General features: G+C 43.5%; 19 protein-coding genes. 7 read left to right on the top strand and 12 right to left on the bottom strand.

Translation table 11 applies throughout. The annotated features are described in order from the left end of the window. Positions 1 to 462 precede the first annotated feature (462 nt). From AAEY80_RS02290 to AAEY80_RS02320, 7 genes are all read right to left on the bottom strand, one after another. Entirely contained in the window at positions 463 to 1,788 is a 1,326-nt protein-coding gene (locus tag AAEY80_RS02290) for an HlyD family secretion protein (RefSeq protein WP_025650678.1), read from the bottom strand. A gap of 97 nt (positions 1,789 to 1,885) precedes the next feature. Beyond that, positions 1,886 to 3,574 carry an MFS transporter gene (locus AAEY80_RS02295; protein ID WP_101212698.1) on the bottom strand — a complete coding sequence of 563 codons (1,689 nt, stop codon included), beginning with the start codon at positions 3,572 to 3,574 and terminating at the stop codon, positions 1,886 to 1,888. A 202-nt stretch (positions 3,575 to 3,776) separates the two neighbouring features. Beyond that, the gene (locus AAEY80_RS02300; RefSeq protein ID WP_350587836.1) at positions 3,777 to 4,412 is read right to left on the bottom strand and encodes a glutathione S-transferase family protein; all 636 of its coding nucleotides are present in this window, start codon (positions 4,410 to 4,412) and stop codon (positions 3,777 to 3,779) included. Positions 4,413 to 4,443: 31 nt separating this feature from the next. Further along, complete coding sequence (locus AAEY80_RS02305) at positions 4,444 to 5,121, bottom strand: type 1 glutamine amidotransferase domain-containing protein (protein WP_350587837.1); 678 nt, start codon at positions 5,119 to 5,121, stop codon at positions 4,444 to 4,446. A gap of 221 nt (positions 5,122 to 5,342) precedes the next feature. Continuing rightward, positions 5,343 to 6,404: an NADPH-dependent curcumin/dihydrocurcumin reductase gene (gene curA / locus AAEY80_RS02310; protein WP_350587838.1), complete on the bottom strand. Its 1,062-nt coding sequence runs from the start codon at positions 6,402 to 6,404 to the stop codon at positions 5,343 to 5,345. 314 nt (positions 6,405 to 6,718) lie between these two features. Continuing rightward, positions 6,719 to 7,930 (bottom strand): iron-containing alcohol dehydrogenase, encoded by a 1,212-nt coding sequence (locus AAEY80_RS02315; protein WP_201577780.1) that lies wholly within the window; start codon positions 7,928 to 7,930, stop codon positions 6,719 to 6,721. 325 nt (positions 7,931 to 8,255) lie between these two features. Continuing rightward, positions 8,256 to 8,858: a TetR/AcrR family transcriptional regulator gene (locus AAEY80_RS02320; protein ID WP_350587839.1), complete on the bottom strand. Its 603-nt coding sequence runs from the start codon at positions 8,856 to 8,858 to the stop codon at positions 8,256 to 8,258. Positions 8,859 to 9,327: 469 nt separating this feature from the next. Between AAEY80_RS02320 and AAEY80_RS02325 the strand changes: the two genes are divergently transcribed. Then, positions 9,328 to 10,812: an aldehyde dehydrogenase family protein gene (locus AAEY80_RS02325; RefSeq protein WP_201632811.1), complete on the top strand. Its 1,485-nt coding sequence runs from the start codon at positions 9,328 to 9,330 to the stop codon at positions 10,810 to 10,812. Positions 10,813 to 10,938: 126 nt separating this feature from the next. Here the strand turns inward: AAEY80_RS02325 and AAEY80_RS02330 are convergent, their stop codons facing one another. Then, positions 10,939 to 11,169, bottom strand: a complete 231-nt coding sequence (locus AAEY80_RS02330) for a hypothetical protein (RefSeq protein WP_025650667.1) — start codon at positions 11,167 to 11,169, stop codon at positions 10,939 to 10,941. 167 nt (positions 11,170 to 11,336) lie between these two features. On the opposite strand from AAEY80_RS02330, the gene AAEY80_RS02335 reads away from it, so the two are divergent. The 4 genes from AAEY80_RS02335 (at position 11,337) to AAEY80_RS02350 (ending at position 15,189) form a co-directional block, all read left to right on the top strand. Beyond that, on the top strand, positions 11,337 to 12,683 hold the full coding sequence (locus AAEY80_RS02335; RefSeq protein ID WP_201632814.1) for a DASH family cryptochrome: 1,347 nt from the start codon (positions 11,337 to 11,339) through the stop codon (positions 12,681 to 12,683). 39 nt (positions 12,684 to 12,722) lie between these two features. Then, a complete protein-coding gene (locus AAEY80_RS02340) occupies positions 12,723 to 13,160 on the top strand; it encodes a DUF3429 domain-containing protein (protein WP_201632818.1) in 438 nt (145 codons plus the stop codon). A gap of 192 nt (positions 13,161 to 13,352) precedes the next feature. After that, on the top strand, positions 13,353 to 14,594 hold the full coding sequence (locus AAEY80_RS02345; protein ID WP_201632821.1) for an NnrS family protein: 1,242 nt from the start codon (positions 13,353 to 13,355) through the stop codon (positions 14,592 to 14,594). An 85-nt stretch (positions 14,595 to 14,679) separates the two neighbouring features. Further along, positions 14,680 to 15,189, top strand: coding sequence for an Rrf2 family transcriptional regulator (locus tag AAEY80_RS02350; protein WP_101212684.1), 510 nt, complete (start codon positions 14,680 to 14,682; stop codon positions 15,187 to 15,189). 125 nt (positions 15,190 to 15,314) lie between these two features. On the opposite strand, the gene AAEY80_RS02355 is transcribed toward AAEY80_RS02350, so the two are convergent. The 4 genes from AAEY80_RS02355 to AAEY80_RS02370 form a co-directional block, all read right to left on the bottom strand. Continuing rightward, positions 15,315 to 16,058, bottom strand: coding sequence for a hypothetical protein (locus AAEY80_RS02355; protein ID WP_025650662.1), 744 nt, complete (start codon positions 16,056 to 16,058; stop codon positions 15,315 to 15,317). A gap of 62 nt (positions 16,059 to 16,120) precedes the next feature. Then, positions 16,121 to 16,867 (bottom strand): hypothetical protein, encoded by a 747-nt coding sequence (locus AAEY80_RS02360; protein ID WP_025650661.1) that lies wholly within the window; start codon positions 16,865 to 16,867, stop codon positions 16,121 to 16,123. A gap of 255 nt (positions 16,868 to 17,122) precedes the next feature. Continuing rightward, positions 17,123 to 17,869: a hypothetical protein gene (locus AAEY80_RS02365; protein ID WP_025650660.1), complete on the bottom strand. Its 747-nt coding sequence runs from the start codon at positions 17,867 to 17,869 to the stop codon at positions 17,123 to 17,125. A gap of 119 nt (positions 17,870 to 17,988) precedes the next feature. Continuing rightward, positions 17,989 to 18,912, bottom strand: a complete 924-nt coding sequence (locus AAEY80_RS02370; protein ID WP_350587840.1) for a dienelactone hydrolase family protein — start codon at positions 18,910 to 18,912, stop codon at positions 17,989 to 17,991. Positions 18,913 to 19,686: 774 nt separating this feature from the next. Here AAEY80_RS02370 and AAEY80_RS02375 point away from each other — a divergent pair. Beyond that, positions 19,687 to 20,820 (top strand): MFS transporter, encoded by a 1,134-nt coding sequence (locus AAEY80_RS02375; RefSeq protein WP_217271540.1) that lies wholly within the window; start codon positions 19,687 to 19,689, stop codon positions 20,818 to 20,820. A 207-nt stretch (positions 20,821 to 21,027) separates the two neighbouring features. Next, positions 21,028 to 22,698: a fatty acid--CoA ligase gene (locus AAEY80_RS02380; RefSeq protein ID WP_201577849.1), complete on the top strand. Its 1,671-nt coding sequence runs from the start codon at positions 21,028 to 21,030 to the stop codon at positions 22,696 to 22,698. Positions 22,699 to 22,817: the final 119 nt, after the last annotated feature.

Here is a 22,817-nt window from a genome sequence, read left to right on the forward strand (position 1 = left end):
TGCTAAAAAAACCACTTTAAATCCAGTTATATTGGTATTTAAAGTGGTTTTTTTATGCTGGAGTGTATTCACTATGCTCTATAGTCAAGATATACTAAAAACGCGACGATATTGCTGATATCATTTTTTTGTGACCTCTGTCTGTGCAGGCACAGCAAGCAAGAAAAATGGATATCAGCAGTCTTAGGGTCTGTTGAACATTCAAATGTGGCACTGGCAGTGGCTATTTTTTAGACAATACGCAGTGAAATTTTTGACGCCTAGTCGTTCTAGGTTAGATAATTTCGCTATGTATTGGCAAAAAATAGCCCTGCCCTGAAAGGCTGATACTAAAATCACCCCAAACGTTGTTGTAAACCTAGCTAAGGTCTCGACATTATCGTCGGTTTACGCCTGATTTGATAAAAGGTTTGGGACGATTTTAGCAATCAGCAGTCCTAATATTTGAATGTTCAACAGACCCTAGTTTTTTGCTTTAATATTGGTATCGACATCGACCGAAACAGACATACCGGGACGTAATTGGGTAAGGGCAGCCTGATTTTGGTCTAAATCAATGCGCACGGGGATACGCTGGGCAATTTTAATATAGTTGCCCGTCGCAGGGTTGGCAGCTGCAGCACTAAATTCACTGCCAGTGGCTGGTGAGATGTTGCTGACATGACCACTAAATTTGGCACCACCCAGCGCGTCAACATGGATGGTTGCAGGTTCACCAATAGCCATATTAGCAACTTGCGTTTCTTTAAAATTTGCGATAATCCAAATGCCTTTGGGTACGATGTACATGAGCTGTGTACCCGCACTGACATATTGCCCTTCTTTGACACTGACTTGACTCAACTGTCCGGCTTCAGGGGCGGTGATAATGGTGTTGTCTACATTAATCTGCGCTTGCTTGAGAGCTGCTTCAGCATTTTTTATATTGGCATCGAGCGAAGCGCGGCTACCACTGGTCTTTTTACGGTTTTCACGAGCTGCTTGTAAGTTCGCTTCAGCTTGTTGAACGCCTGCCTGCGCTTGTGCAAGTTGTGCTTTTATATGAGCCACTTCTGCCTTTGATACCGCGCCGATGGCATCTAAACCCTGATAGCGATTGACATCTTCACGAGCACTATCGACACTCACTTTGGCGCTATATAAATCCGCTTCGCGTGCTTCAATCTGTGCTTGGCTGGTTTGTGTGTCCTGAGCATTGCTAGAGCGGTTGGTAACCGCCACTTCAATATTGGCCTGCGCCTGCTCAAGCTGTTGTTGAAACGCGCGATCGTCTATTTTTATTAGTAAATCACCCGCTTTTACTTGGGCAAAATCCTGTACGGCTACTTCGGTGACATAGCCAGATACTTGCGGACTAATAATGGTTGTTTGCCCTTTCACAAAGGCATTGTTCGTTTGCTGCAAAGTCGGGGTAAAAGGCGGTAGCTTCCATGCATATAAAATCAATGCCACGCCAATGAGTATTAAGGCAATCAATAAACCTAGATTTAGGTAGGATTTTTTCATAGGTGACCAGCCAGTGGCTGCCACAATCGGCTCTTTGGGCGGCATTGGTGGTTTATCACTGGTATTTTGGCTATCGACAGCCGATTTATCTGTATTTTTATTTGTATTGATATCCGCTTTTTTATTCGAGTCGGTAGCGGCAATTTCAGGCTCTACTGATTCGTTATTATTTTTTGGAGAGGCAGTTACTTTTACTTTAGCTGTATTAAGGGTCGTATTAAGCAGCGCGTCAGTTGGCGTCTGAGATTTTTGGTTAAGCTCACTGGGGTTTTCTTTGCTCATGACGCGCTCCTAAAGTTTGAATAAATATAACAATTATGTTCGATATTTCGATGATGTTATGCAAGATGGCGAGCAAAAATTAAGGCATTTAAAGCCGCTATTTTCCTTCACGCATTTTGGCAATGACAGCCAGCTCGTTAGCAAGGGGATTACGTTTGTGATAACGGTTATAGAGATAATTTATCAATAAAATAACAGCCGACAAAGTCGCAATACTGGCCATAAGAAAAAACAAGTCATCGTAAGCTGCGACGGTAGCTTGCCGCTGGATGCCTTGCAGAACTTGTCCCATGGCAGCAACGTTGGCTTGGGTAGAATCTGTTATTTGACCTGATAAAGCCCTACCTGCGCCTGCAACTTGTGCTACTAACTCAGGATCCCCTAAGTTGAGTGAGCTGACCATATCGGCATAGTGCACTTGCGTGCGAATAGTGGTAAAAGCTTGAATAGCCGCCGCTCCTGCAAGCCCGCCCACCGTCTGCGAAATACCAAAAATCACTGAAAAACTAATAATATACGCAGGGCCACTGGCAATGGCTCGTAAAAACCCTTCAAAAACCAGAGGACCCATAAAATACACTGCGGCAAAAGCAATGAGGAATTGGCTAAAATAAAACATCGTCGGCGCCGAGTTAATCGATACACCCGTATCCAGCCAAGAACCTAGAGCGATTAGCGCCACTGCAAAAATAACAGGTCGACGCAAATCTATTGGATTGGTACTAAAAATACTAATGACCAATGCCAAGATACTGGCTGCTAATATCACAGCATAAAAAGTGACCAGCTGATCATTACCATAGCCAAGATTGGCCAGTAGTCCGGCAGCGCCAACACTTTGCTCGGATAGCAAGATACGCATGACCGCACCCGTTGTCATAAAAGCAATAATGTTGCGACTACGCATCCAGCGCACCTGTAGCATTGGGTTTTTTCGGTGAGTCTCAATCCATAGTGCAATGCTAATATTGACGCTTGCAATGATGAGCGGGTAGCTCAGCCAAGGTGTTGTCCACCACTGTATACGGCCTTGTACTAAAAACACCGCCAATGCTGCAAGACCACTGGCAAAAAAAGCAAAGCTTAAAAAATCCAGTTTTTCGAATACTTTTTCAGTATTGCCCGGTGGTAGCTCTAATATATTAATGAGTCCAAAACAAATCAAAGCCAAACCAAATTGAAATAAAAACAAGCTTTCAAGCTGACCATCGACAGCGAGATAGGGTGAGATAATCCGTGATAAGGGAATTCCAAACTGTACCAAGCCAAAGCCTAATATCAAGCCACTAGTACGTTTGACGGTTGGCATACCTTGCAAGCAATAGAATAAGCCTAATATGGTCATGCCACTAGCAACCATACCACTGAGTCCTCTAGCAATGATTTCTAAGTAATAAGGATCAATTTGGATACTGGTAGCGTTCAATAGATGGCTACTGACCAACCACTGCAAACTCGTGGCCGCCAATAAAAAAAACAAGGTAATTTTACTAAAGAGTGACATGCCAAATTGCTGGCGAATTTTGTACAGTAGCACCGTAATACAAGCATTGGTCATATTATAGCTGACAGATATCCAACCACCTTCGACTGGTGTTAAGCCCATTTCGCCCTGAATTTGGGACAGGTTTGCCACCAATAGCCCATTTTGAAAGCTGGCGGTTATCCCAATAAAAATTCCGATCATTAAATAACATAGTTTACGGCGTGTAGGATGATCAGGGTTGGCAGGAGAACCAACCATCATTGGCTGTTCATGCGGCTTAAATTTGTATTCAGTATTCATGGGCGTAAGATGATCGGCGTGGTTGGATAGAACAAGACTGGACAAAACAAGACTGGGGTATTGCTACCCATAATGGGCAGCGCTATCATCAGAGTGATAAAATGAGAAAAATAGCCCAAGCTGAGTTTGGGCTATTTTATCATAAATTTTATGGTTGCTTACCGTTTTGCCTGTTAGCAACATTGCATTTTGGTAACATTGTCTAATCAGTAACGGTCTCGTCATATTTGGCTTCTAAGCGTATAGCACGTTGATGACTATCAAGACTGGCCAAGTGTAATGCATACTGCTTAATATTTGGATAGTTGTCTAATTTCTGACGACTGGCCAAAATAATTAAGTCAAATGACAACATAAAGTCAGCACCGCTAAGCTGGTTGCCGACGATATAAGACTTACCCTCGACCGCTGCATCTAAATACTTGAACAGTCTGGTTTTTTCTGTCTCTATATAACCGTTCAAAAACTCGTTGTCATTGATACCTGCTTTTTTAGAAAACAACTCAAGCATCAATGGCAGCATGAGCGAGCTTTCAGCAAAATCAATCCACTGTAGATAATGCCCATAATCCACACTATCAGTAGCGGGGCGCAAACGCTCTGGCGCAAAGCGTTCGATCAATAGCTCAGTAATGGCCCCTGACTCCGAGTATATTTCACCATCCATTTCGATGACCGGTGACTTACCAAGGGGATGTACGGCTTTTAAGCTATTAGGTGCCAGATGCGTTTTAGCATCGCGCTGATGACTAATAATTTCGTACGGCTCGCCTAGCTCTTCTAGCAGCCACAAAATGCGTAGCGAGCGTGATTGGTTTAGATGATGCAGTCGAATCATAATAGTACTCTTCTTTACTTTGTCAATTGGATTAACCGTTAAGCTTTGCGATCAAACGCTTAGCGGCTTCTTCTGACGATGCTGGGTTTTGACCTGTGATTAACAAGCCGTCTTCTACCACAAACGATTCCCAATCAGCTGCTTTTTCATAATTACCGCCATTGGCTATCAGTGCATCTTCTACTAAGAAAGGTACCACATCTGTAAGGCCAACCGCCTCTTCTTCTGAATTGGTAAAGCCAGTGACTGTTTTTCCTTTCACTAAATATTCGCCATCGATTTTGACATTTTTGAGGGCAGCAGGAGAGTGACAAACAAAAGCAACCGGCTTATCTTGCTTCACAAACGTCTCAATCAAATTAATAGAGTTTTTATCCACTGCCAAATCCCATAATGGGCCGTGACCACCAGGATAAAATACTGAATCAAAGTCTTCCGCTTTCATATCAGCGAGTTTCTTAGTATTGGCAAGATGCTTTTGCGCATCAGTATCCGCTTTAAAACGTGTGGTATCTTTTGTTTGCGTATCTTCAGTATCGCTACCAGGATCAAGTGGTGGTTGACCACCAGCAGGAGAGGCGAGCGTAACATTTGCGCCAGCATCCAAAAACGCATAGTAAGGCGCGGCAAATTCTTCTAGCCAAAAGCCAGTTTTCTTACCAGTATCGCCTAGTTGATCATGTGAAGTTAGTACCATTAAAATATTCATAATTGTCCTTATTTATTGTTGATATCGTTTTAAATTATTGATTGTTAGCAGTCATTTTTCATTAAGTATTATTAACTCATGACACTTAATGAATATTGGCATTATTAATATTATCGTTAGCAATGACTGTTAACAGTATTCATGGTTAGTGTGTCACTTTCAGTAGTTATCCTAACGAATTATGTTGTGAAGTCGTTATCTAATGATTTAGTTAATGCCAGTTATTCGACGTCAGCTACTTTTACGACAGTTTTGCCAAAGTTATCGCCATTTAACATACGAACAAAGGCATTTGGTGCATCGTCTAAGCCTTCAGCCATATATTCTTTAGTTTTCACGTCGCCAGACTCTACCCATTTACTCATGGTTTTTAAGAACTCAGGGTAGTGGTCGCCATACTCTTCAAAGATAATAAAACCTTTAATAGTTAAGCGCTGGCTTAAAACAAGGCCTGTCAATACACTTAAGCGATCTTGACCCTCAGGGAGTTCAGTGGCATTGTATTGTGAGACCAAACCACATACTGGGATACGGGCATGTGCATTTAATAATGGCATTACTGCATCAAAAACTTTGCCGCCAACGTTTTCATAGTAGATATCGATGCCATCAGGGCAGGCGGCTTGTAATTGCTCAGCGAAGTCATCGGCATAATGATCAATACAGACATCAAAGCCTAGTTCATTAACAGCGAAGTCACATTTTTCTTGACCACCAGCCACACCAACAGTGCGCGTCCCATATTGCTTACCGACTTGACCGACTGTGGCTCCGACTGGTCCAGTTGCGGCTGCGACGACTAGCGTTTCCCCTTTTTTTGGTTTGCCGATATCAGTTAAACCCATATAGCCAGTAAAGCCCGGCATACCAAGTACGCCTAAACCATAAGAAGGGTTGGGCATGTCTTTGTCTAACTTGAGAATGCCTTCGCCATCACTGACGCTGTAATCCTGCCAGCCAGAATTGGCGACGACTAAGTCACCTACTGCAAAGTTATCAACATTAGATTCGACCACTTGCGCCACTACGCCGCCAGTCATGACGTCACCAACTTGCAATGGATCGGTATAGCTTTTTGCATCGCTCATACGCCCACGCATATAGGGGTCTAATGACAGATAGACCGTACGCAGTAGCATCTCATTATCATTGGGCGTTGGGATATCGCTGGTAGCCATATCGAAGTTGTGAGCTTTTGGCGCGCCATGAGGACGACTGGCCAGTTTAATTTGACGGTTTGTTGCTTGGTTTTGTTGCTCATTAAAATTATTGTCAAAGCTCATAGTAAAGCTCCTTTTTTATTTATAGAGTGTTAGATATTGATTGTCAGTTGACTACTAATATTTAGAAAGTGAACGGTTTAACGGTTAGATATTGCATAGTCGTTTTTTAATAGTTATTGACTCTTTGCTTGTTGAAAGCTAATGGCGGATTAAAAGGGCAGTAACTACTCATATTTGAATAGCTACTGTTACTGCAGTCATTAAAGATACTGGTATTCTAAAAAGTGGTATTTTGGCTATCAATATTTTGAGCGTTGTTGTTTCAGCCAAATACCATTCAATCTCAGGCAGCATTCGTTTACTGTGTTGATTGGTTACGAAGCTTTGCTGGTCACTGCACGATCTAAGATGCGACGTGATACGTCAAGATCATTCGTGCCGTGCTCACCCAGTTTGACCATTTTATGAGATTCGAGCTGCTTAATAATAGGGTCAATTGCTGACTGGTCTAATTCAGCATCTTCTAAACTGACTGGTAAACCAAGCTCGCGGAAGAAGTTCTCAGTATTGACAATCGCTGTCTCAATGATGGTGTCATCGTCTTGAGTGCTATCAGTAAGGTTCCAGACATTGCGTGCATACTGGAGCAGTTTGTCTTTTTTGCTGTCTTTTAGCTCACGTAGCACTGAGGGTAAGACGATGGTGAGCGTACGTGCATGATCAATGGCGTGCAATGAAGTTAGTTCGTGACCAATCATATGCGTCGTCCAATCTTGTGGCACACCAGTACCAATCAGACCGTTCAATGCCATGGTCGCGGTCCACATGATGTTTTTACGCGTTTCCATGTTTTCTGGATCTTTTTTGACGGCAGGGCCTTCTTCAATCAAGATTTTTAGTAAGCTCTCAGCGAAAGCATCTTGCACTTTTGCATTGACTGGGTAAGTCAAATACTGCTCCATAACATGGACAAAGGCATCTGCAACACCGTTCATTACTTGACGTTCAGGCAATGTTAAGGTTTTCGTTGGATCTAAGATTGAGAATTTAGGGAAGGCCAATGGGTTACCAAAGGGCAGTTTTGCCTGACGTTCGCTATAGTTGACGACACCGCCTGAGTTCATCTCTGAGCCCGTTGCTGGAATGGTCAATACAGCACCTAAATCAACGGCAGAGTCGATATTTCTGCAATAGCTGGTCAATGCATCCCATGCTTGCTCACGTGAGACAGACCCATCTTCTTCAGTTAATGAAGACACAAGCGCGACAAACTTACTGCCATCAATGACTGAACCGCCACCGACTGCTAATAAGAAGTCAATGTTATGTTCATTGACCATGTCAGCTGCTTTCAATAAAGTCACAAATTCTGGATTGGGCTCGATACCACCAAACTCAAAAATTTCACGATTTCCGCTCGCCGATAACGCTTTTCTGACTTCGTCTAAAGTACCTGTGCGTTCAGCCGAGCCACCACCATAAGTGATAAGTACTTTTGCATCACTAGGCACTAGCTCTGATAGTTGTTTGATTTGGCCTTCACCAAAAACGATACGTACTGGGTTGTAATATTGGAAGTTGTTCATAATTTTCCTAAAGGTTATAGAGTGTATGTCTTACGTTTTAAAACTAAAATTCGTGATGCGTGTTCTAAACATCTGCACGCATTGTACATGAATTAGACCGGTCGTCTATAGCTTGACCGTGAATGGTTACAAAACTATCGTAAAGCAGATGGTATGAATCTAACGAATGACTATCTATAACCACGGTGCGTTTTTATCAAAAATGTATAATCTAATTTATCAGAAGCATAGACCTAATTAGAGACGTACAGCTTCATGAAAAACAGGCGGCTTCGTTGAAAAAGCACCGTGAGTGACAGTGTGTGATGATGGTGCGTGCTGACAGTTAGCGACCCAGTTGCGACGTCGTCATTTGCCAGACTTCTGCAAGTGGGGTATTGGTTTGGCTGGTTTTAGCGATTAAGCTGGCACCAAGCCACGCAAAGTACCAGCGCTTTGCCATACTCTCAGCAGCGATATTGTCGAGTTGTGGTACAGAGCCATCAGCCCAACCAGTCTTTATTTGTGTGGCAAGCCAAGTGACGGTTTGCTGATAGCCAGCGTTTAAGGCCTCACGCATTGTCTCTGACATATCTGCCACCTCTGCGCTAAGCTTGACGACCAAGCACTTCCCATGGTCACAGCCATTTTGCTGAGTGTCGTACCAGTTTTGAAAGTAGTTATACAGTTTTTGCTGGGCACTTACATCTTGTTCGCCGATCGTTTCTAAACGATTTTTATAATTAAAAAAATAATCACCGATGATTGCCTCACCGAAAGCTTCTTTTGATTCAAAGTAATGATAAAAGGAGCCTTTGGGCACCCCTGCGGTATCCAGTATTTGTTTGATACCAACGGCTGTGAAGCCTTTTTTGGCAATAAGCTGGTAGCCTGTGGCTAATAGGTGGGCTTTAGTATCTGATGAAGTGGTCGTTGTAATAGTAGACATAAAGATAATGTCCTCCTGAGATTTTTTTGATAATTGGGATGGAATAGTTTGTGCAAAATAAGTTGTGCAAATAGCATATTCGATTATAAAGTGCTTCATTGGTAGGTTTGGGCGAGATATAGATCATTACTTTTAACGCTCTCTTTCAACGTATTTTATTTGGCGTTACGTTTATTCAACAATCTTTAATGATAAATTATTCTCGTTTTCATGATGCCTATGGTAGCATTAGACCAGTCGTCTAGCAAGTTGCGTTTTATAACGGCTTATAACTGAGGTTTTAGTAGGCACTCATTTTTGAGATGCTGACGAAATTTTTTTAGCCCATCTAGATGACTATCGAGGGAATTGAAGACGTGCCCTAGTAGCAGCGTTCATTAATTGCATCAATTAATTGCATCATTAGTCATCTAGATACTTGCTAGCTCAACCACTTTATTTCACAACCATAAAATAAATAAGGATAATTATGTCAACCGATACTAATAAAACTGGCGTTTATAATGATTTTCATCTGCAATATATCGCAGGCTCATGGCAACAGGGTAAAGACGATAGCGTCAATACCAACACCAATCCCTTCAATGGCGACACGCTGGTCGAGATTAAACAGGCGACCAAAGATCAGCTCGATGAAGCTTATAAGGCGGCAAATGCGGCACAAAAAGAATGGGCGCAAAAGACGCCAGCTGAGCGTGCCAGTTTAATGTATAACGTCGTCAATGTCTTAGATCAGCGTCAAGACGAGATTGTCGATTGGCTCATTAAAGAATCGGGCAGTACGCGTATCAAAGCAATGGTAGAGTTCGGTAGTGCGCGGGCGATTACACTTGAGGCCGCAAGCTTTCCTAACCGTGTCCATGGTGAGATTCGTGCATCGAATACACCTGGCAAAGAAAACTTCGTCTACCGTGAGCCAATCGGTGTCGTGGCCGTCATTAGCCCATGGAACTTTCCACTACATCTTACCCAACGCTCTATCGCGCCTGCATTAGCACTCGGTAATGCGGTCGTACTCAAGCCTGCAAGTGATACACCTATTACGGGTGGTTTATTGTTAGCAAAAGTATTCGAAGAAGCGGGTCTGCCAAAAGGACTGCTTAACGTCGTCGTCGGTGCTGGTAGTGAGATAGGGGACGCCATCGTCACTCATGATATTCCAAGCTTTGTCTCATTTACCGGTTCAACCTCAGTTGGCAAACATATTGGCGAGCTGGCCAATGGTGGTGATTACATCAAACAAGTCGCGCTTGAGCTCGGTGGTAATAGCCCATTTGTGGTATTAAAGGATGCTGATATTGAGCAAGCGGTAAAAGCCGCCGCCTTTGGTAAGTTCCTGCATCAAGGTCAAATCTGTCTCGCTATCAACCGTATTATCGTTGAAGACGAGATTTATGATGACTTTGTAGAGCGCTTCTTAGCGCACGTTAAAACCTTAAACGTTGGTGATCCAAGCAAGCAAGATACGGCAGTCGGTCCAATTATTAATGAAAAACAAGTCAAATCGCTGAAAGAAAAAATCGCTAAAGCACAGGAAGAAGGTGCCAAAATGATTTTGAGTGGTGAGATTAAAGGTCAAGTCGTACCGCCGCATATCTTTACTGAAGTGACTCGCGAGATGGATTTGTCACGTAATGAGGTGTTCGGACCATTGGTTGGTATTATTCGTGCCAAAGATGAGGAGGATGCGTTATCGATAGCCAATGACTCCATGTATGGTTTATCTAGTGCGGTATTTACAGCAGATATGCAAAAAGGTCTGCGCTTTGCTCGCGGTATCAGAGCGGGCATGACCCATATTAATGATATCTCAGTCAATGATGAGAGCAACATGCCATTTGGCGGCGAAAAAAACTCAGGTATTGGTCGCTTCAATGGTGAGTGGATACTGGAAGAGTTTACCAGAACGCATTGGATATCAATGCAAAACGAACCGCGTCAATATCCATTCTAATTTAGCTGTTTTAATAGTATGTTCTAGTCGAGTTAGAATTGTTAATAATGAAAAAGACCGCTTTTATAGCGGTCTTTTTTTTGTGAGTGTCAGCTGTCATTGTGAATCGCTTTATCTAAAAACAGGCTATCGAGAATGAAAACCTAGCAAAGCTTCAATCTCTTCAATAGTTATCTTTCTAACGAGCGCTTGCTCTTCTACTGATAGGCGATTGGTATGTTCTTTTATCATCGTATGGATGCTACGGGAGATCTCAGATGTCGTTGCATAATACATTTGCGGCTGTTCTTTGGTCAGCGTCATCAAAAACTTATTAACGATTTTACGCTTTTCAGCAGGTGCATTTTCTTCAGTCATAGTATTCTCCTAAGTGTCCACCATTTAATCAGCCCACTCAAGTAGAGTCAATGCTAGCGATTACAGTAGCTGCAAAAAGGCAGGTATTTAACACGTCCTATACTGTATCGCTTTTTTTAAAATATTATAGTCATAGCGTAGGGGCTTTTAAATTCTAAAGGATAAGCATGAGCAATCAGTTAGTAGCTAATGAGTCAGGTGAAAAAACAGTATTAATGCTGTTTCATAATGATCTGCGCGTGCATGACAATGCGACTTTGAGTCACGCTGCAGCGTTGGCTGATAGTGGGTCTTTAATAATGGTTTATGCGTCGGAGTTGACCGATAGTCAAACGCCAAACTGGGGGCAAGCTTATCACTTTGATGAGAGGGGATTGGCGCGCCAGCAATTCTTAATGGAAAGTTTGGCAGATTTGAAGTCATCGATACAGCGTTTAGGCAATAGGTTGTTGCACTTAAATCAAGATAAAAAAGCAGACGAAGATGCGTTTACCCATCTGTGTCAGCTTATTGAATCACAAAATGTTAGTGATATCTGCGTTAGTAACACCGCCGACTACGCTCAGAATTTGGCTTATAAAGCGCTACGAAATAAGTATCCACAAATCATTTGGCACTATCAATCGACCGCAACGCTTTTTGCCTCAATGCCAACTCAAGAGCTACCCAAAAGCTTTACTCAGTTTCGTAAAAAAGTAGAGTATGAGCATAATCTATTGAGCGCTCAAGACGATCTTGCCATTTGTCAAACCCCCACTAAGTTACCACCTATGCCTAAAACGCTAGATAGTAGCCATTATATTTTTGAATCCAAAACATTTGATAAATCTGTACAGTTAGAGCCAAACTTCAAAGGCGGAGAAGGGCAGGCACTTGTACATCTAAACAATTATTTCAAGTCGGATGCGCCAAGTCGCTATAAGACCACTCGTAATGCGCTCGATACTTGGACTGACTCAACAAAGTTCTCGCCGTGGCTGGCTAACGGTTCACTATCGGTCAAAGTCTTATTAAACCGTTTGCGTCAGTACGAGCAGGAAGTGATCGCTAATGACTCGACGTACTGGATATGGTTTGAGTTGTTATGGCGCGAGTATTTTTACTGGTATGGCGTCACTCATGACAAGGAATTATTTTTATTCAAAGGTATCAGTCATCAAGCACCAGCCAATCGTCATAATCAACAGCGCTTGGAGGCGTGGCAAAATGGCGAAACGAGATATCCTATTATCAATGCCTGTATGAAGCAGTTGAATAGCACAGGATATATGTCAAATCGCGGTCGACAACTGGTTGCAAGCGCCTTTATTCACGAATTGGGACTTGATTGGCGCTACGGTGCGACTTATTTTGAGCAGCAGTTGATTGATTATGACGTCTGCAGTAATTGGGGCAATTGGCAGTATCTAGCTGGAGTCGGCGCTGACCCTAGAGGATGTCGTCAGTTCAATCTAAAAAAACAAACTCAGCAGCACGATCCTAATAGTGAATTTATGGATAAGTGGTTGTCTTAAATATTTCTTATCAGCTCAAATAACATATAAGTATGACTTATGAAAAAACCCAGTCCTTATTTAACGTTTGCCGGTGTCATTCCGTTCGTTGCCTGCGCCATCTTTATCACTATGGGCATTGACGCTATACGGGTACTGGGCGCAACCACGCAGATTCTTTCAGTCTATGGGTTAGTCATTGCCTCATTTATGGCAGGCGCGCATTGGGGCAATCATCTGGGGTTGGCTGATAACCATCCGTGGGCTGTCAAGCTACCTATACTCAGCAATATTATTGCGCTGCTGCTATGGCTTGGCTTTTTAAGCCTATCAACGACGGGTTTTATCTGGTTGCTTATAATTGGCTTCATTTGTCTGCTGCTCATTGATTATGGCTTACGTCGCGCTGATGTTATTGATAATAAATATTTTACCGTTAGAAAATACGTGACCCTAATCGTGGTTTTTTCTTTGTTTGTAGCCGCTATACAAATTTAAAGGCTGCTTGCTTAGCATCTGTATTACTTTATCAAATAGACATTAAAAAAGGCTATCACTATAGTCGCCTTTGTTGCATACATTCATCATTCTATAAGCTATCCAGTACATTAGGCATATTGTATAATTTATAACATTCATTTAATATGAACTTTTAAGTAAGCGATTTAAATCAATTCTAAGAAGACTGCTATGTACTCTATCAAGCTACCGAGTAAAGCACCATACTCTCCACATCCTATTCTTAACCTCAGCTTTCGCCTATTTTTTAGTGCTGCGGCAGTATTTGCGATTATCATGATGGTGTTGTGGTCGTTTGTGTTTACCGGACATACCGACATCGATGCTCAGGTTTTAAACCCGCTGTACTGGCACGGTCACGAGATGATTTATGGTTATGCACTCGCTGTGGTGGCGGGTTTTTTACTGACGGCAGTAAAGACATGGACAGGAGTGATGATGCCGCATGGTTATTCGCTACTGGCAATCTTTGCTTGTTGGTTGCTGGCGCGTTTAGGATGGTTGGCTTTTGGGCTTGGCGTCACCATTGCAGGAAGTAGTGCATGGTTATTATATGCAGCGGCATTATTTGATTTGTTGTTTGTCGGCTCGATGGCTTTCGTTATATTTCGCGCAGTGCTACAAGTCAAACAATACAAACAAATGGGAATTTTGGCCAAGCTGGCGCTACTAACACTGGGTAACGGTCTGTGCTACTGGGGTATTATAAGCGCAGACATGAGTACGACCAGAGTAGGTATCTACTTGGGCTTTTACTTAATCATTGGCTTAGTGCTAACTATTGGGCGGCGAGTAGTCCCTTTCTTTATTGAGCGCGGATTAAGTGGGGCTGGCACTGGCACTATAACGCTACGAAATAGTAAAATTCAGGATATTGCCAGCTTGGCTTTTTTCTTCGCTTTCTTTTTGGCCGATTTGTTTTATCCTAATAAGTATTTGCTGACGATCACGGCACTTGGCGTAGCCGTGGTCAATATCATTCGTTTGTTGGGATGGTATAATCGCGGTATTTGGCAAAAGCCACTGCTGTGGTCATTATATATTGCCTTTTTGGGAATGTGTCTGAGTTTCCTGCTCTACGCTTTGCAGCCTTGGCTGGGCTACGCGCATAGTATTGCGCTGCACGGATTGGCCATTGCAGGGGTTGGGATGATGACGGTGGCGATGATGACGCGGGTATCGCTCGGACACACGGGCCGCAGTATTCATCAGCCACCAAAGAGCGTGAATGTCGTATACATTCTGATGATACTGGTATTTGTCAGCCGAGTGTTATTACCGCTGGTTGATATGAATCATTATTTGTTATGGATTATGGTGGCACAAAGCGCGTGGATTGCTTGCTTTGTACTGTTCTGCATCAGTTATTTACCGATGCTAGCACGACCAAGACCAGACGGCTTATTTGGATGATATGCATGAGAGCAAAAATATCGAAAACGTATAATATGAAAGCATTAACTTTTAATAATCTCAAACTAGACAGGAGCGCGAATCAATGCGACTAACCAATTATAGTGACTACGCGCTGCGCTCATTGATTTATTTAGCGGTGAAACCAGATCAGCATTCACTGGCCAACATCAGTGATATCGCCAACAGCTATAATATCTCAAAAAGTCATTTAACAAAGATTATTCATCAGCTCGGTCAGCTTGGCTATATCGATAGCGTGCGTGGCAAAAACGGTGGTATCCGGCTGGCATGCGCGCCAAAAGACATCAACTTGGGCGTATTGATTAAGCAGATCGAACCAGATTTTGCGCTAGTAGAATGTTTTGCGACGCAGTTGCCCAATGGCGAGCGCCAACCACATTCAAAAGGATTGCCCATTACGCTAATAGATGAGTCCGCATCTATCTCTAAGGTAGGCTGTGTGATTAGTCCAGTTTGCCAATTAAAAGGGGTGTTTTTTGAAGCGCTTACAGCCTTTATTGCGGTGCTTGAGCGCTATACATTGGCTGACGTGATGAATAATGAAGCGGAGTTGGCAGCATTATTGTCTTAAATTGCTTTACCATCAAAATCATTCTGTTCAAGGTTTTGGAAATAGACCCTATAATAATAAATTCATAAAAAAGCCGCTGATAATAGCGGCCTTTTTGCATTGAAAATTTTAGATACTGATAAGCTTTAAGCGCTTTCTAGTTTAGGACGCGCTTTATCAATGGTTTTTAACAATGCGGCGGTGAATTCGCCTGCTTCAAACTCGATCATATGGGTATGTGCCGCGCAAAAATGACGGACATCCCAATCATGAGCCAAGCTTGTTGCCCAGTCGCAATACTGTTTGCCAGCATTAGTTTCATTCTTCAGGGCTTTTTCGGTATCAGGTTGCAGTAGTACGTCAGGCAACACGGCATCTAGTAGCTTTAAAGGTGGCGTCACAAAGGTATCATCGACGTGCAAGCTGCGGCTGTCAGGATGATAAACCAATAGCGAACCAGCATGAATCTTTTCATCAGGCGCAATATAATAAATGCCCTTGGGTAAAGAGAAAGCCAGCTCAGGATAGCGCTGAGCTACTGCTTCGCTTTCAACCAAATCATCTGCCCATGCTACCTCTGGCACTTGTTCGGCATGACGGCTACTACCGTAAAATATAGCCTTTGGAAAGTCCTTGGCCATTTGCGCACAGTGTACCGTATGGAAGGGGTGGACATTGAGCACCGCCTCGACATCTTGACCGTCATTGGTCAATGCCATGACCTGAGCACGAACCTCATCGGTCAACGTATAGCTGTCCAAGAATACAAACTTTCCTGACTGTAAGCGTACCAAAGAGCATTGCGCGCCTATATTAACGACACCGCCTATTTTAAACGAGCCGCGTATGTTCCAAAAGCCTGAGCCCAAATCATGAATCTCGTCTGACATAGTTATTATTCCTTTTCATTTTTATTTATCATAACGGTACTAATCATAACGGTTCTACGACGTTACGCCTGCTCAAGCTTAGGACGCGCTTTGCTTACTGCCTTGACTAACGCCTTTTCAAATTCACCTTCTGCAAAGGTTGTTAACTCTGAGTGCGCTGCGCAAAAGTGACGCACATCACGCCACTCATGAGCCAAGCTCGTTGCCCAGTCGCAATACTGTTTACCAGCATCAGGCTCGCTTTTTAGCGCTTTTTTGGTCGTTGGGTGCAACATTATCTCGGGTAGCACCGCGCGCAGTAACTTTGATGGTGGATTCATAAAAGTATCATCGACGTGTAAGCTTTTACTGGCAGGATGAAATACCAATAATGAGCCTGCGTGAATCATCTCGTTAGGCGAGATATAATGCACACCTTGGGATAAAGAAAACTCTAGTTCAGGATAGCGCTGTGCCACCGCTTCGCTCTCCACCAAGTCATCTGACCATTGGACCTCAGGTATTTTTTTATGATGGCGGCTACTGCCATACATAGTGGCTTGCGGGAAATCCTTTGCCATCTGTGCGCAGTGAATCGTGTGAAAGGGGTGCAAATTAAGCACCGCTTCGACATCTTGACCGTCATTGGTCAATGCCATAACCTTGGCACGAATATCACCGGCCAATGCATAGCTGTCCAAAAATATAAAACGTCCCGATGCCAGCTTGATCAGTGAGCATTGGGTACCGATATTTAGGACGCCGCCTATACGAAAAGTTCCGCGTATGTTCCAGAATCCTGAGCCTAAATCTATAATTTTGTCTGTCATAATTATTTCTCCTTAATTGATCAATGATAAACAGTCTCGCCATGGATAATGACTTAGGACACGCTTAAAGTCTGTTATAAAAAAGATGTTATGTGTGGCGATATTCCATCAGCGCAGTGAATTCAAGAGAAATTGTCATTAATAAACGCGCATTCGCTTGGCTTTTTTCACTGCTGATGGGTTTTAATGCTTATAATTTACGCTTATTATTTGTGCTATTTCTTGTGATTGTTTAGACCATTCAAGTTAACTCATTTAAGCCTTCTCAAGCTCAGAACGGGCGCTGTGGATAGTAGACAATAATGCTGCTTCAAATTCACCTTCTTCAAACACTACTAAACCTGAGTGCGCGCCGCAAAAGTGACGCACATCGCGCCAGTCATGTGCCAAATTGATGGCCCAATCGCAATAATTTTTGCCCGCATCTGGTTCATCTCTTAGTGCTTTTATCGTCGTGGCATGTAAGTTTATACCCGCTTGTACCGCATTGAAGCGTTTTGACGGTGGCGTCTCGATGGTATCGTCGACATATAAGCTTTGGCTGGCAGGATGGAATACCAAGAGCGAGCTTGCATGTACCGTATCGTCAGGGGCAATATAATGAATGCCTTGCGGTAGTGAAAATTCAAGCTCAGGATAACGCTCGGCGACCGCTGCACTTTCAACGTAATCCTCACTCCAGGTTACTTCTGGCACTTCTTTATGATGACGTGCACTCCCGTAAAATAGAGCATGTGGAAAGTCTTTTGCCACTCGCGCACAGTGCACCGTATGAAAAGGATGTACGTTGAGTACGGCTTCTATGTCCTGCCCATTGTTGGTCAGCGCCATCACTTGCGCGCGGACGTCACCCGTGAGCGTATAGCTATCTAGCAGCACAAACTTTCCAGAGTGTAACTTTACTAAGGCTGATTGATTGCCTATATCGATCATGCCTTGTCTCACGAACGAGCCGCGAATGTTCCAAAAACCTGCACCCAAATCATGTATCTGGTCTTCCATTGTAGATAATCCTCTTTAAATCATAGCTGAATTCGATAGCTAAATTCGAATGTTCTTAGACCTAATATACGCAAATAAAGGGAGACTTAAAGCAAATGTCACCATTCCTATACACCGCTTTACGGACAGTCTTTATAATTGTAAGCAGAAATGCGCGGGCTTTTGCTATAGTTTTCGTTGGCACATAAAAACTTATCGAAGCGTGTGTCATTATTAATATGGCGCTGCATCCACGCGATGCCAGGCTTACTCAGCAATATCTCGTTAAAGCGGTAACTTGGACAAAAGTGGCTACCATTGTTTACTTCAACTATCATTTTGGGGCCGGTGGCATTTTTATAGAAAGCGTTGCTATATTTATTGTTAGACGCAATCCGATCATGCTCGCAGGTAATGACTAAGGTTGGCGTTTTTACCGCGCCATAGCTTTTGTTATGGTAGGGTGCTAGTGGCATGATGGCTCGTACTGTGCTGCGCTCCGTTGCCAGTCTAAGCGCACCGCCGCCGCCCATCGACCAGCCAATAGCACCCAACCGCGTAGGATCTATCATGCTGCCGACGGTGTCATCAGCGATCATGTGGTCGAGCGCGGCGTTCAATTGAGCCGCTCTGCTATCTGGATCGTCATAGATAGAGTGGGTATTGATAGTGATAACGACGAAGCCCCAAGATGCCAGACGCGGCCCCCACCATTTAATAGCAGCCTCGTAAGACACATAACCCGGAACCACAGCGATAGCGCCTAACAGACCGCAGCCGCTAGCATTGGTCGGGTAGTGAATCGTACCACCACCGAAACCCTTTGCTGACTGTCGCGAAACGCGTTTGGTGCGGACAGAGAAGGGACCATTATTACGAGTATCTGACAGAGCATCTGCCGTGATTGCGCTATCTGCAATACAGTCTGATGGCATCGCTGGTAATGCTTCATTTACTGTATGAACTGTAGTCTCAGATAGGCTGAGTTCAGCCACAGTCGGCATAGAAAAAAACAACGCGCCCGTGACAATAATAGCTTTTGCAAGCCCAGCATTTTTTATCATGATAAACATTCTTGTATGTGAGGGTTGTATAATTTTGATTGGCTTAGCTATTGGTTTTTTATTCTATTTTTGACGCTATACCTGATAAGGCAAAATAATAGTAGACATTAATCTTTTAATTGTCAAAGCCATAAACCGCCTGCACGGTATCGAATGGGACTAGGCTACAATGCCAATTTGAAGGTAAAGCGTGGCTAATGTTAAGTAGCGCGGCTAATTTTAAGCAAAGGTATTTCTATAAGTGGCGGCGCTATGATATAAAGAAAAATGGCAATATTTTTTAGTCAAATAACAAGGCTAATGTAGCGCCAATAACACATCTAAAACTGAGTATGAGGTCTGATGTGGTAACATAACTCGCTTGTCTTTAGGATAAATATTTATCATTTAAGAGGTGTTTAGTATTTAAAAATACCATTTTATCCTATAGATTTATCATATAACGCTTTTAGTATCTATAGTCAGTGAAAAGTAATATCGAACCATCACGCACTACTGATATCCATTTTCCTTGCTTGCTGTGCCTGTGCAGACAGAGGCTACAAAAAATTGATATCAGCAAGCAATACCGTCGCGTTTTTAGGATATTTTGACTATAGCTGTATCAACCATCTTTCATCCAAGTCAATAACAGGTATTTATCACTGTCATGGCATAACCAATATAGTCAGCCTCCTTGTGAATCATTCTACTGATCAGACCCAATATACCGCCCCACCGCCTTCCACTTCGCCAAATGATTCTACGTCATGGGTTTTAAAACTCACCTTTGGCTTGATTGGCATGTTTGCTTTTTTACAAGTGTATTCTATTCAAGCGGTGCTACCCGTCCTGATGCTAGATTTTGCGGCGACTGAAGTCCAAGCGGGTATGATCGTTGGAGCAACTGTGTTAGCGATTGCTATCATGTCACCGTTTTTGGGTATGCTCTCTGATGCCGTGGGGCGCAAGTCATTTATTGTGGCGGCCTTATTGTTTTTAGCGATACCGACCGCGTTGATTGCACAAAGCCCTAGCATCGGCTGGATGGGCATATGGCGCTTTATACAAGGCTTATCCGTACCCGGTATTACTGTGGTGACGATTGCCTACATCGGAGAGGAGTTTGAGGGACGCGCGGTCACTGAGCTGATGTCTTTTTATGTCTCAGGCTCGGTCTTTGGCGGCTTTATGGGACGGTTCTTACTTGGACATTTACACGAGCTCATCGGCTGGCGCGCAGGCTACTATGTGATGGCAGCGATGACGCTGATTGGTGCGCTCTGGGTTGGTAAAATGCTGCCCTCGTCGCGTCACTTTGAGGCCAATCCAAACTTTCGCTCAGCGATACAGACGCTCGGCGAGCATCTGACCAATCGTTATGTGGTCACTGCTTGCTTGCTTGGTGCCTGCGTTCTGTTCTCCCTAGTTGGTTGTTTTACCTTTATCAATTTGCACCTAGCAGGCACGCCATATGAGCTTAGTACGGGCGCACTGGCCAATATTTTTGCAGTGTATTTAATTGGGGTAGTCATTACGCCGTTATCAACCAATTTACTGCGTCGATTTGGTTCAGCACGTACGGTTCGGGTGGCCGTGGTTGTTTCAATGCTTGGAGTATTATTGACGCTTGTGGCACCACTTTGGGGTATTGTCGTAGGACTGGCGATTATGTCCTCGGGCGTGTTTGTCACGCAGGCTGCGACCATCAGCTATATCGCGGTCAATGTGAAAAAAGGGCGCTCACTGGCTTCTGGCTTATACTATATGGCCTATTATACAGGCGGTACCTTAGGGGCATGGCTGTGCGGCATCGCCTATGCGCGCGGTCAATGGTCGCTTACCGTATGGTTATTATTATTCGTGCAAGTATTGGCATTATTAGTCGCTAGCTTTGGCATGATAAAAACCAAAACTCGTACTACTTAACCTATATAGCCAATAAAAAAGGGCAGGAAAATCACTGTTGCTGTTTCAGTACTTACGCAAGCAGCCTTTACATATAAGCGGTTTTTTCTTACTATCAGTATCAGGCTTATCGAACATATCTTTTATTAAAACAATAATTTTAGTTTGCCTCAAACCCTTTAATAGCCATTAAAATTATCAAAAATACTCAACAAGGACGTCAGATTTATGTCAAATATTTACCACAGCGCACCAGCTGCTTATGAGTTTCCACTTCTGATCAAGCAATTGTTAAACCGTGCCAAAACCGTCTCACAAGATCAAGAAATCGTTTATGCGGATAAAAAACGCTTTACTTATAAAGATCTGTTTAATCGTATCAATCGCTTAGCGAACGTTTTAGCCGACTTGAATCTCGCTACTGGTGATGTGGTCGCCGTCATGGATTGGGACAGCCATCGCTATTTAGAATCCTACTTTGCAGTGCCGATGTCGCAGTATATTTTGCAGACCGTCAATATCCGCTTATCACCAGAAAAAGTGCTGTACACCATTAATCATGCGAAACCAAAAGTGCTGATGCTGAACTCTGAGTTTGCCGCACTGGTGAAGGATTATCAGTTTGAGAACTCTAGTATCGAGCATATCATCTGGCTAGATGACAATGGCATGACAGTAGAAGGGGTCTTTGGTGACAATCAAAAGCGCGTAACGGGTGAGTACGAAGCTTTGTTAGAAGCCGCTGATGATACTTTTGACTTCCAAGACTTTGATGAAAATACCATTGCGACGACCTTTTATACTTCGGGCACCACAGGCGATCCAAAGGGTGTGTTTTTTAGCCATCGTCAGCTAGTACTACATAGTATGGCAGAAGCCGCCACCCTAGGTATGTTGCCGAACAAACAAGGCGTGAGTAACGGCGATGTTTATATGCCGATGACGCCGATGTTCCATGTACATGCATGGGGCTTTCCTTTTACCGCGACGATGGTCGGTCTCAAGCAGGTCTATCCGGGACGCTATGCGCCTGATACCTTGCTGGATTTGATCATTAACGAAAAAGTCAGTATCACCCATTGTGTGCCGACGATTTTGCAAATGGTACTCAAAGAAGCACAAGATCGTGGGGCCAGTTTTAATGGTCTAAAAATGATCATCGGTGGTTCAAGGTTGACCGAAGGTTTAGCAAAGTCTGCATTGGCGCAAGATATCGAAGTCTATACGGGCTATGGTATGTCAGAGACGGCGCCGCTTATTAGCTTGACAGAGTTTAGCCTCAACGAACCAGAAATGACGGAAGAAGAGGATATTGCTCGCCGTTGTATGACGGGCAAGCCAGTGGTCATGGTCGATGCACAGGTATGGGGCGAAAACAATCAATCGGTGGGTACGGGTGAAGAAAATACAGGTGAGCTGGTACTGCGCGCACCGTGGTTGACCCAGAGCTATCTGAAAAATGACGATGCAGGCAAAGAGCTGTGGGAAAACGGCTACATGCATACTCAAGATATCGCCTATGTCCGTCCTGATGGCTACATTAGAATCACCGATCGTCTAAAAGATGTGATCAAATCAGGTGGCGAGTGGATATCATCGCTTGAGATTGAGACGATTTTATCTCTGCATCCAGCAGTGGCTGATGTGTCAGTTATTGGCGTTCGCGATAAGCAGTGGGGCGAGCGTCCATTGGCCTTGGTGGTACTCAAGCCTGATTGCCAAGATACCAAGGTGGAGGACATCAAAGCCATCGCTGAGAAAGCGGTAGAGCGCGGTATCATTCCTAAATATGGTGTGCCCAGTCAGTTTAAGTTCGTTGATGAGTTGCCCAAAACTTCTGTAGGCAAACATGACAAAAAAGTCATGCGTGAGATGTATGCCGATCAGACCGAGGTATAACGTTACTGGCCCACTTTTTTAAAGCTATAGGCTGTTAAGGTATTTGAATGCTGATGATAATCAAACAGATTAGACGCTTAATAGTTGACCTTTATTGTTAGCTCTGCTACATTTTAAAC

This window comes from Psychrobacter sp. 78a-MNA-CIBAN-0178 (genome assembly GCF_040309625.1).
In the GTDB taxonomy this organism is placed as follows: domain Bacteria; phylum Pseudomonadota; class Gammaproteobacteria; order Pseudomonadales; family Moraxellaceae; genus Psychrobacter; species Psychrobacter okhotskensis.

Bases quoted from the DNA above. Each gene is read 5' to 3' on its own strand.
- AAEY80_RS02360 (WP_025650661.1), bottom strand. From the start codon at position 16,867: ATGACAGACAAAATTATAGATTTAGGCTCAGGATTCTGGAACATACGC.
- AAEY80_RS02340 (WP_201632818.1), top strand. From the start codon at position 12,723: ATGAAAAAACCCAGTCCTTATTTAACGTTTGCCGGTGTCATTCCGTTC.
- AAEY80_RS02370 (WP_350587840.1), bottom strand. From the start codon at position 18,912: ATGATAAAAAATGCTGGGCTTGCAAAAGCTATTATTGTCACGGGCGCG.
- curA (WP_350587838.1), bottom strand. From the start codon at position 6,404: ATGAGCTTTGACAATAATTTTAATGAGCAACAAAACCAAGCAACAAAC.
- AAEY80_RS02290 (WP_025650678.1), bottom strand. From the start codon at position 1,788: ATGAGCAAAGAAAACCCCAGTGAGCTTAACCAAAAATCTCAGACGCCA.
- AAEY80_RS02365 (WP_025650660.1), bottom strand. From the start codon at position 17,869: ATGGAAGACCAGATACATGATTTGGGTGCAGGTTTTTGGAACATTCGC.
- AAEY80_RS02320 (WP_350587839.1), bottom strand. From the start codon at position 8,858: ATGTCTACTATTACAACGACCACTTCATCAGATACTAAAGCCCACCTA.
- AAEY80_RS02380 (WP_201577849.1), top strand. From the start codon at position 21,028: ATGTCAAATATTTACCACAGCGCACCAGCTGCTTATGAGTTTCCACTT.
- AAEY80_RS02325 (WP_201632811.1), top strand. From the start codon at position 9,328: ATGTCAACCGATACTAATAAAACTGGCGTTTATAATGATTTTCATCTG.
- AAEY80_RS02335 (WP_201632814.1), top strand. From the start codon at position 11,337: ATGAGCAATCAGTTAGTAGCTAATGAGTCAGGTGAAAAAACAGTATTA.
- AAEY80_RS02295 (WP_101212698.1), bottom strand. From the start codon at position 3,574: ATGAATACTGAATACAAATTTAAGCCGCATGAACAGCCAATGATGGTT.
- AAEY80_RS02345 (WP_201632821.1), top strand. From the start codon at position 13,353: ATGTACTCTATCAAGCTACCGAGTAAAGCACCATACTCTCCACATCCT.
- AAEY80_RS02355 (WP_025650662.1), bottom strand. From the start codon at position 16,058: ATGTCAGACGAGATTCATGATTTGGGCTCAGGCTTTTGGAACATACGC.
- AAEY80_RS02315 (WP_201577780.1), bottom strand. From the start codon at position 7,930: ATGAACAACTTCCAATATTACAACCCAGTACGTATCGTTTTTGGTGAA.
- AAEY80_RS02300 (WP_350587836.1), bottom strand. From the start codon at position 4,412: ATGATTCGACTGCATCATCTAAACCAATCACGCTCGCTACGCATTTTG.
- AAEY80_RS02350 (WP_101212684.1), top strand. From the start codon at position 14,680: ATGCGACTAACCAATTATAGTGACTACGCGCTGCGCTCATTGATTTAT.
- AAEY80_RS02305 (WP_350587837.1), bottom strand. From the start codon at position 5,121: ATGAATATTTTAATGGTACTAACTTCACATGATCAACTAGGCGATACT.
- AAEY80_RS02330 (WP_025650667.1), bottom strand. From the start codon at position 11,169: ATGACTGAAGAAAATGCACCTGCTGAAAAGCGTAAAATCGTTAATAAG.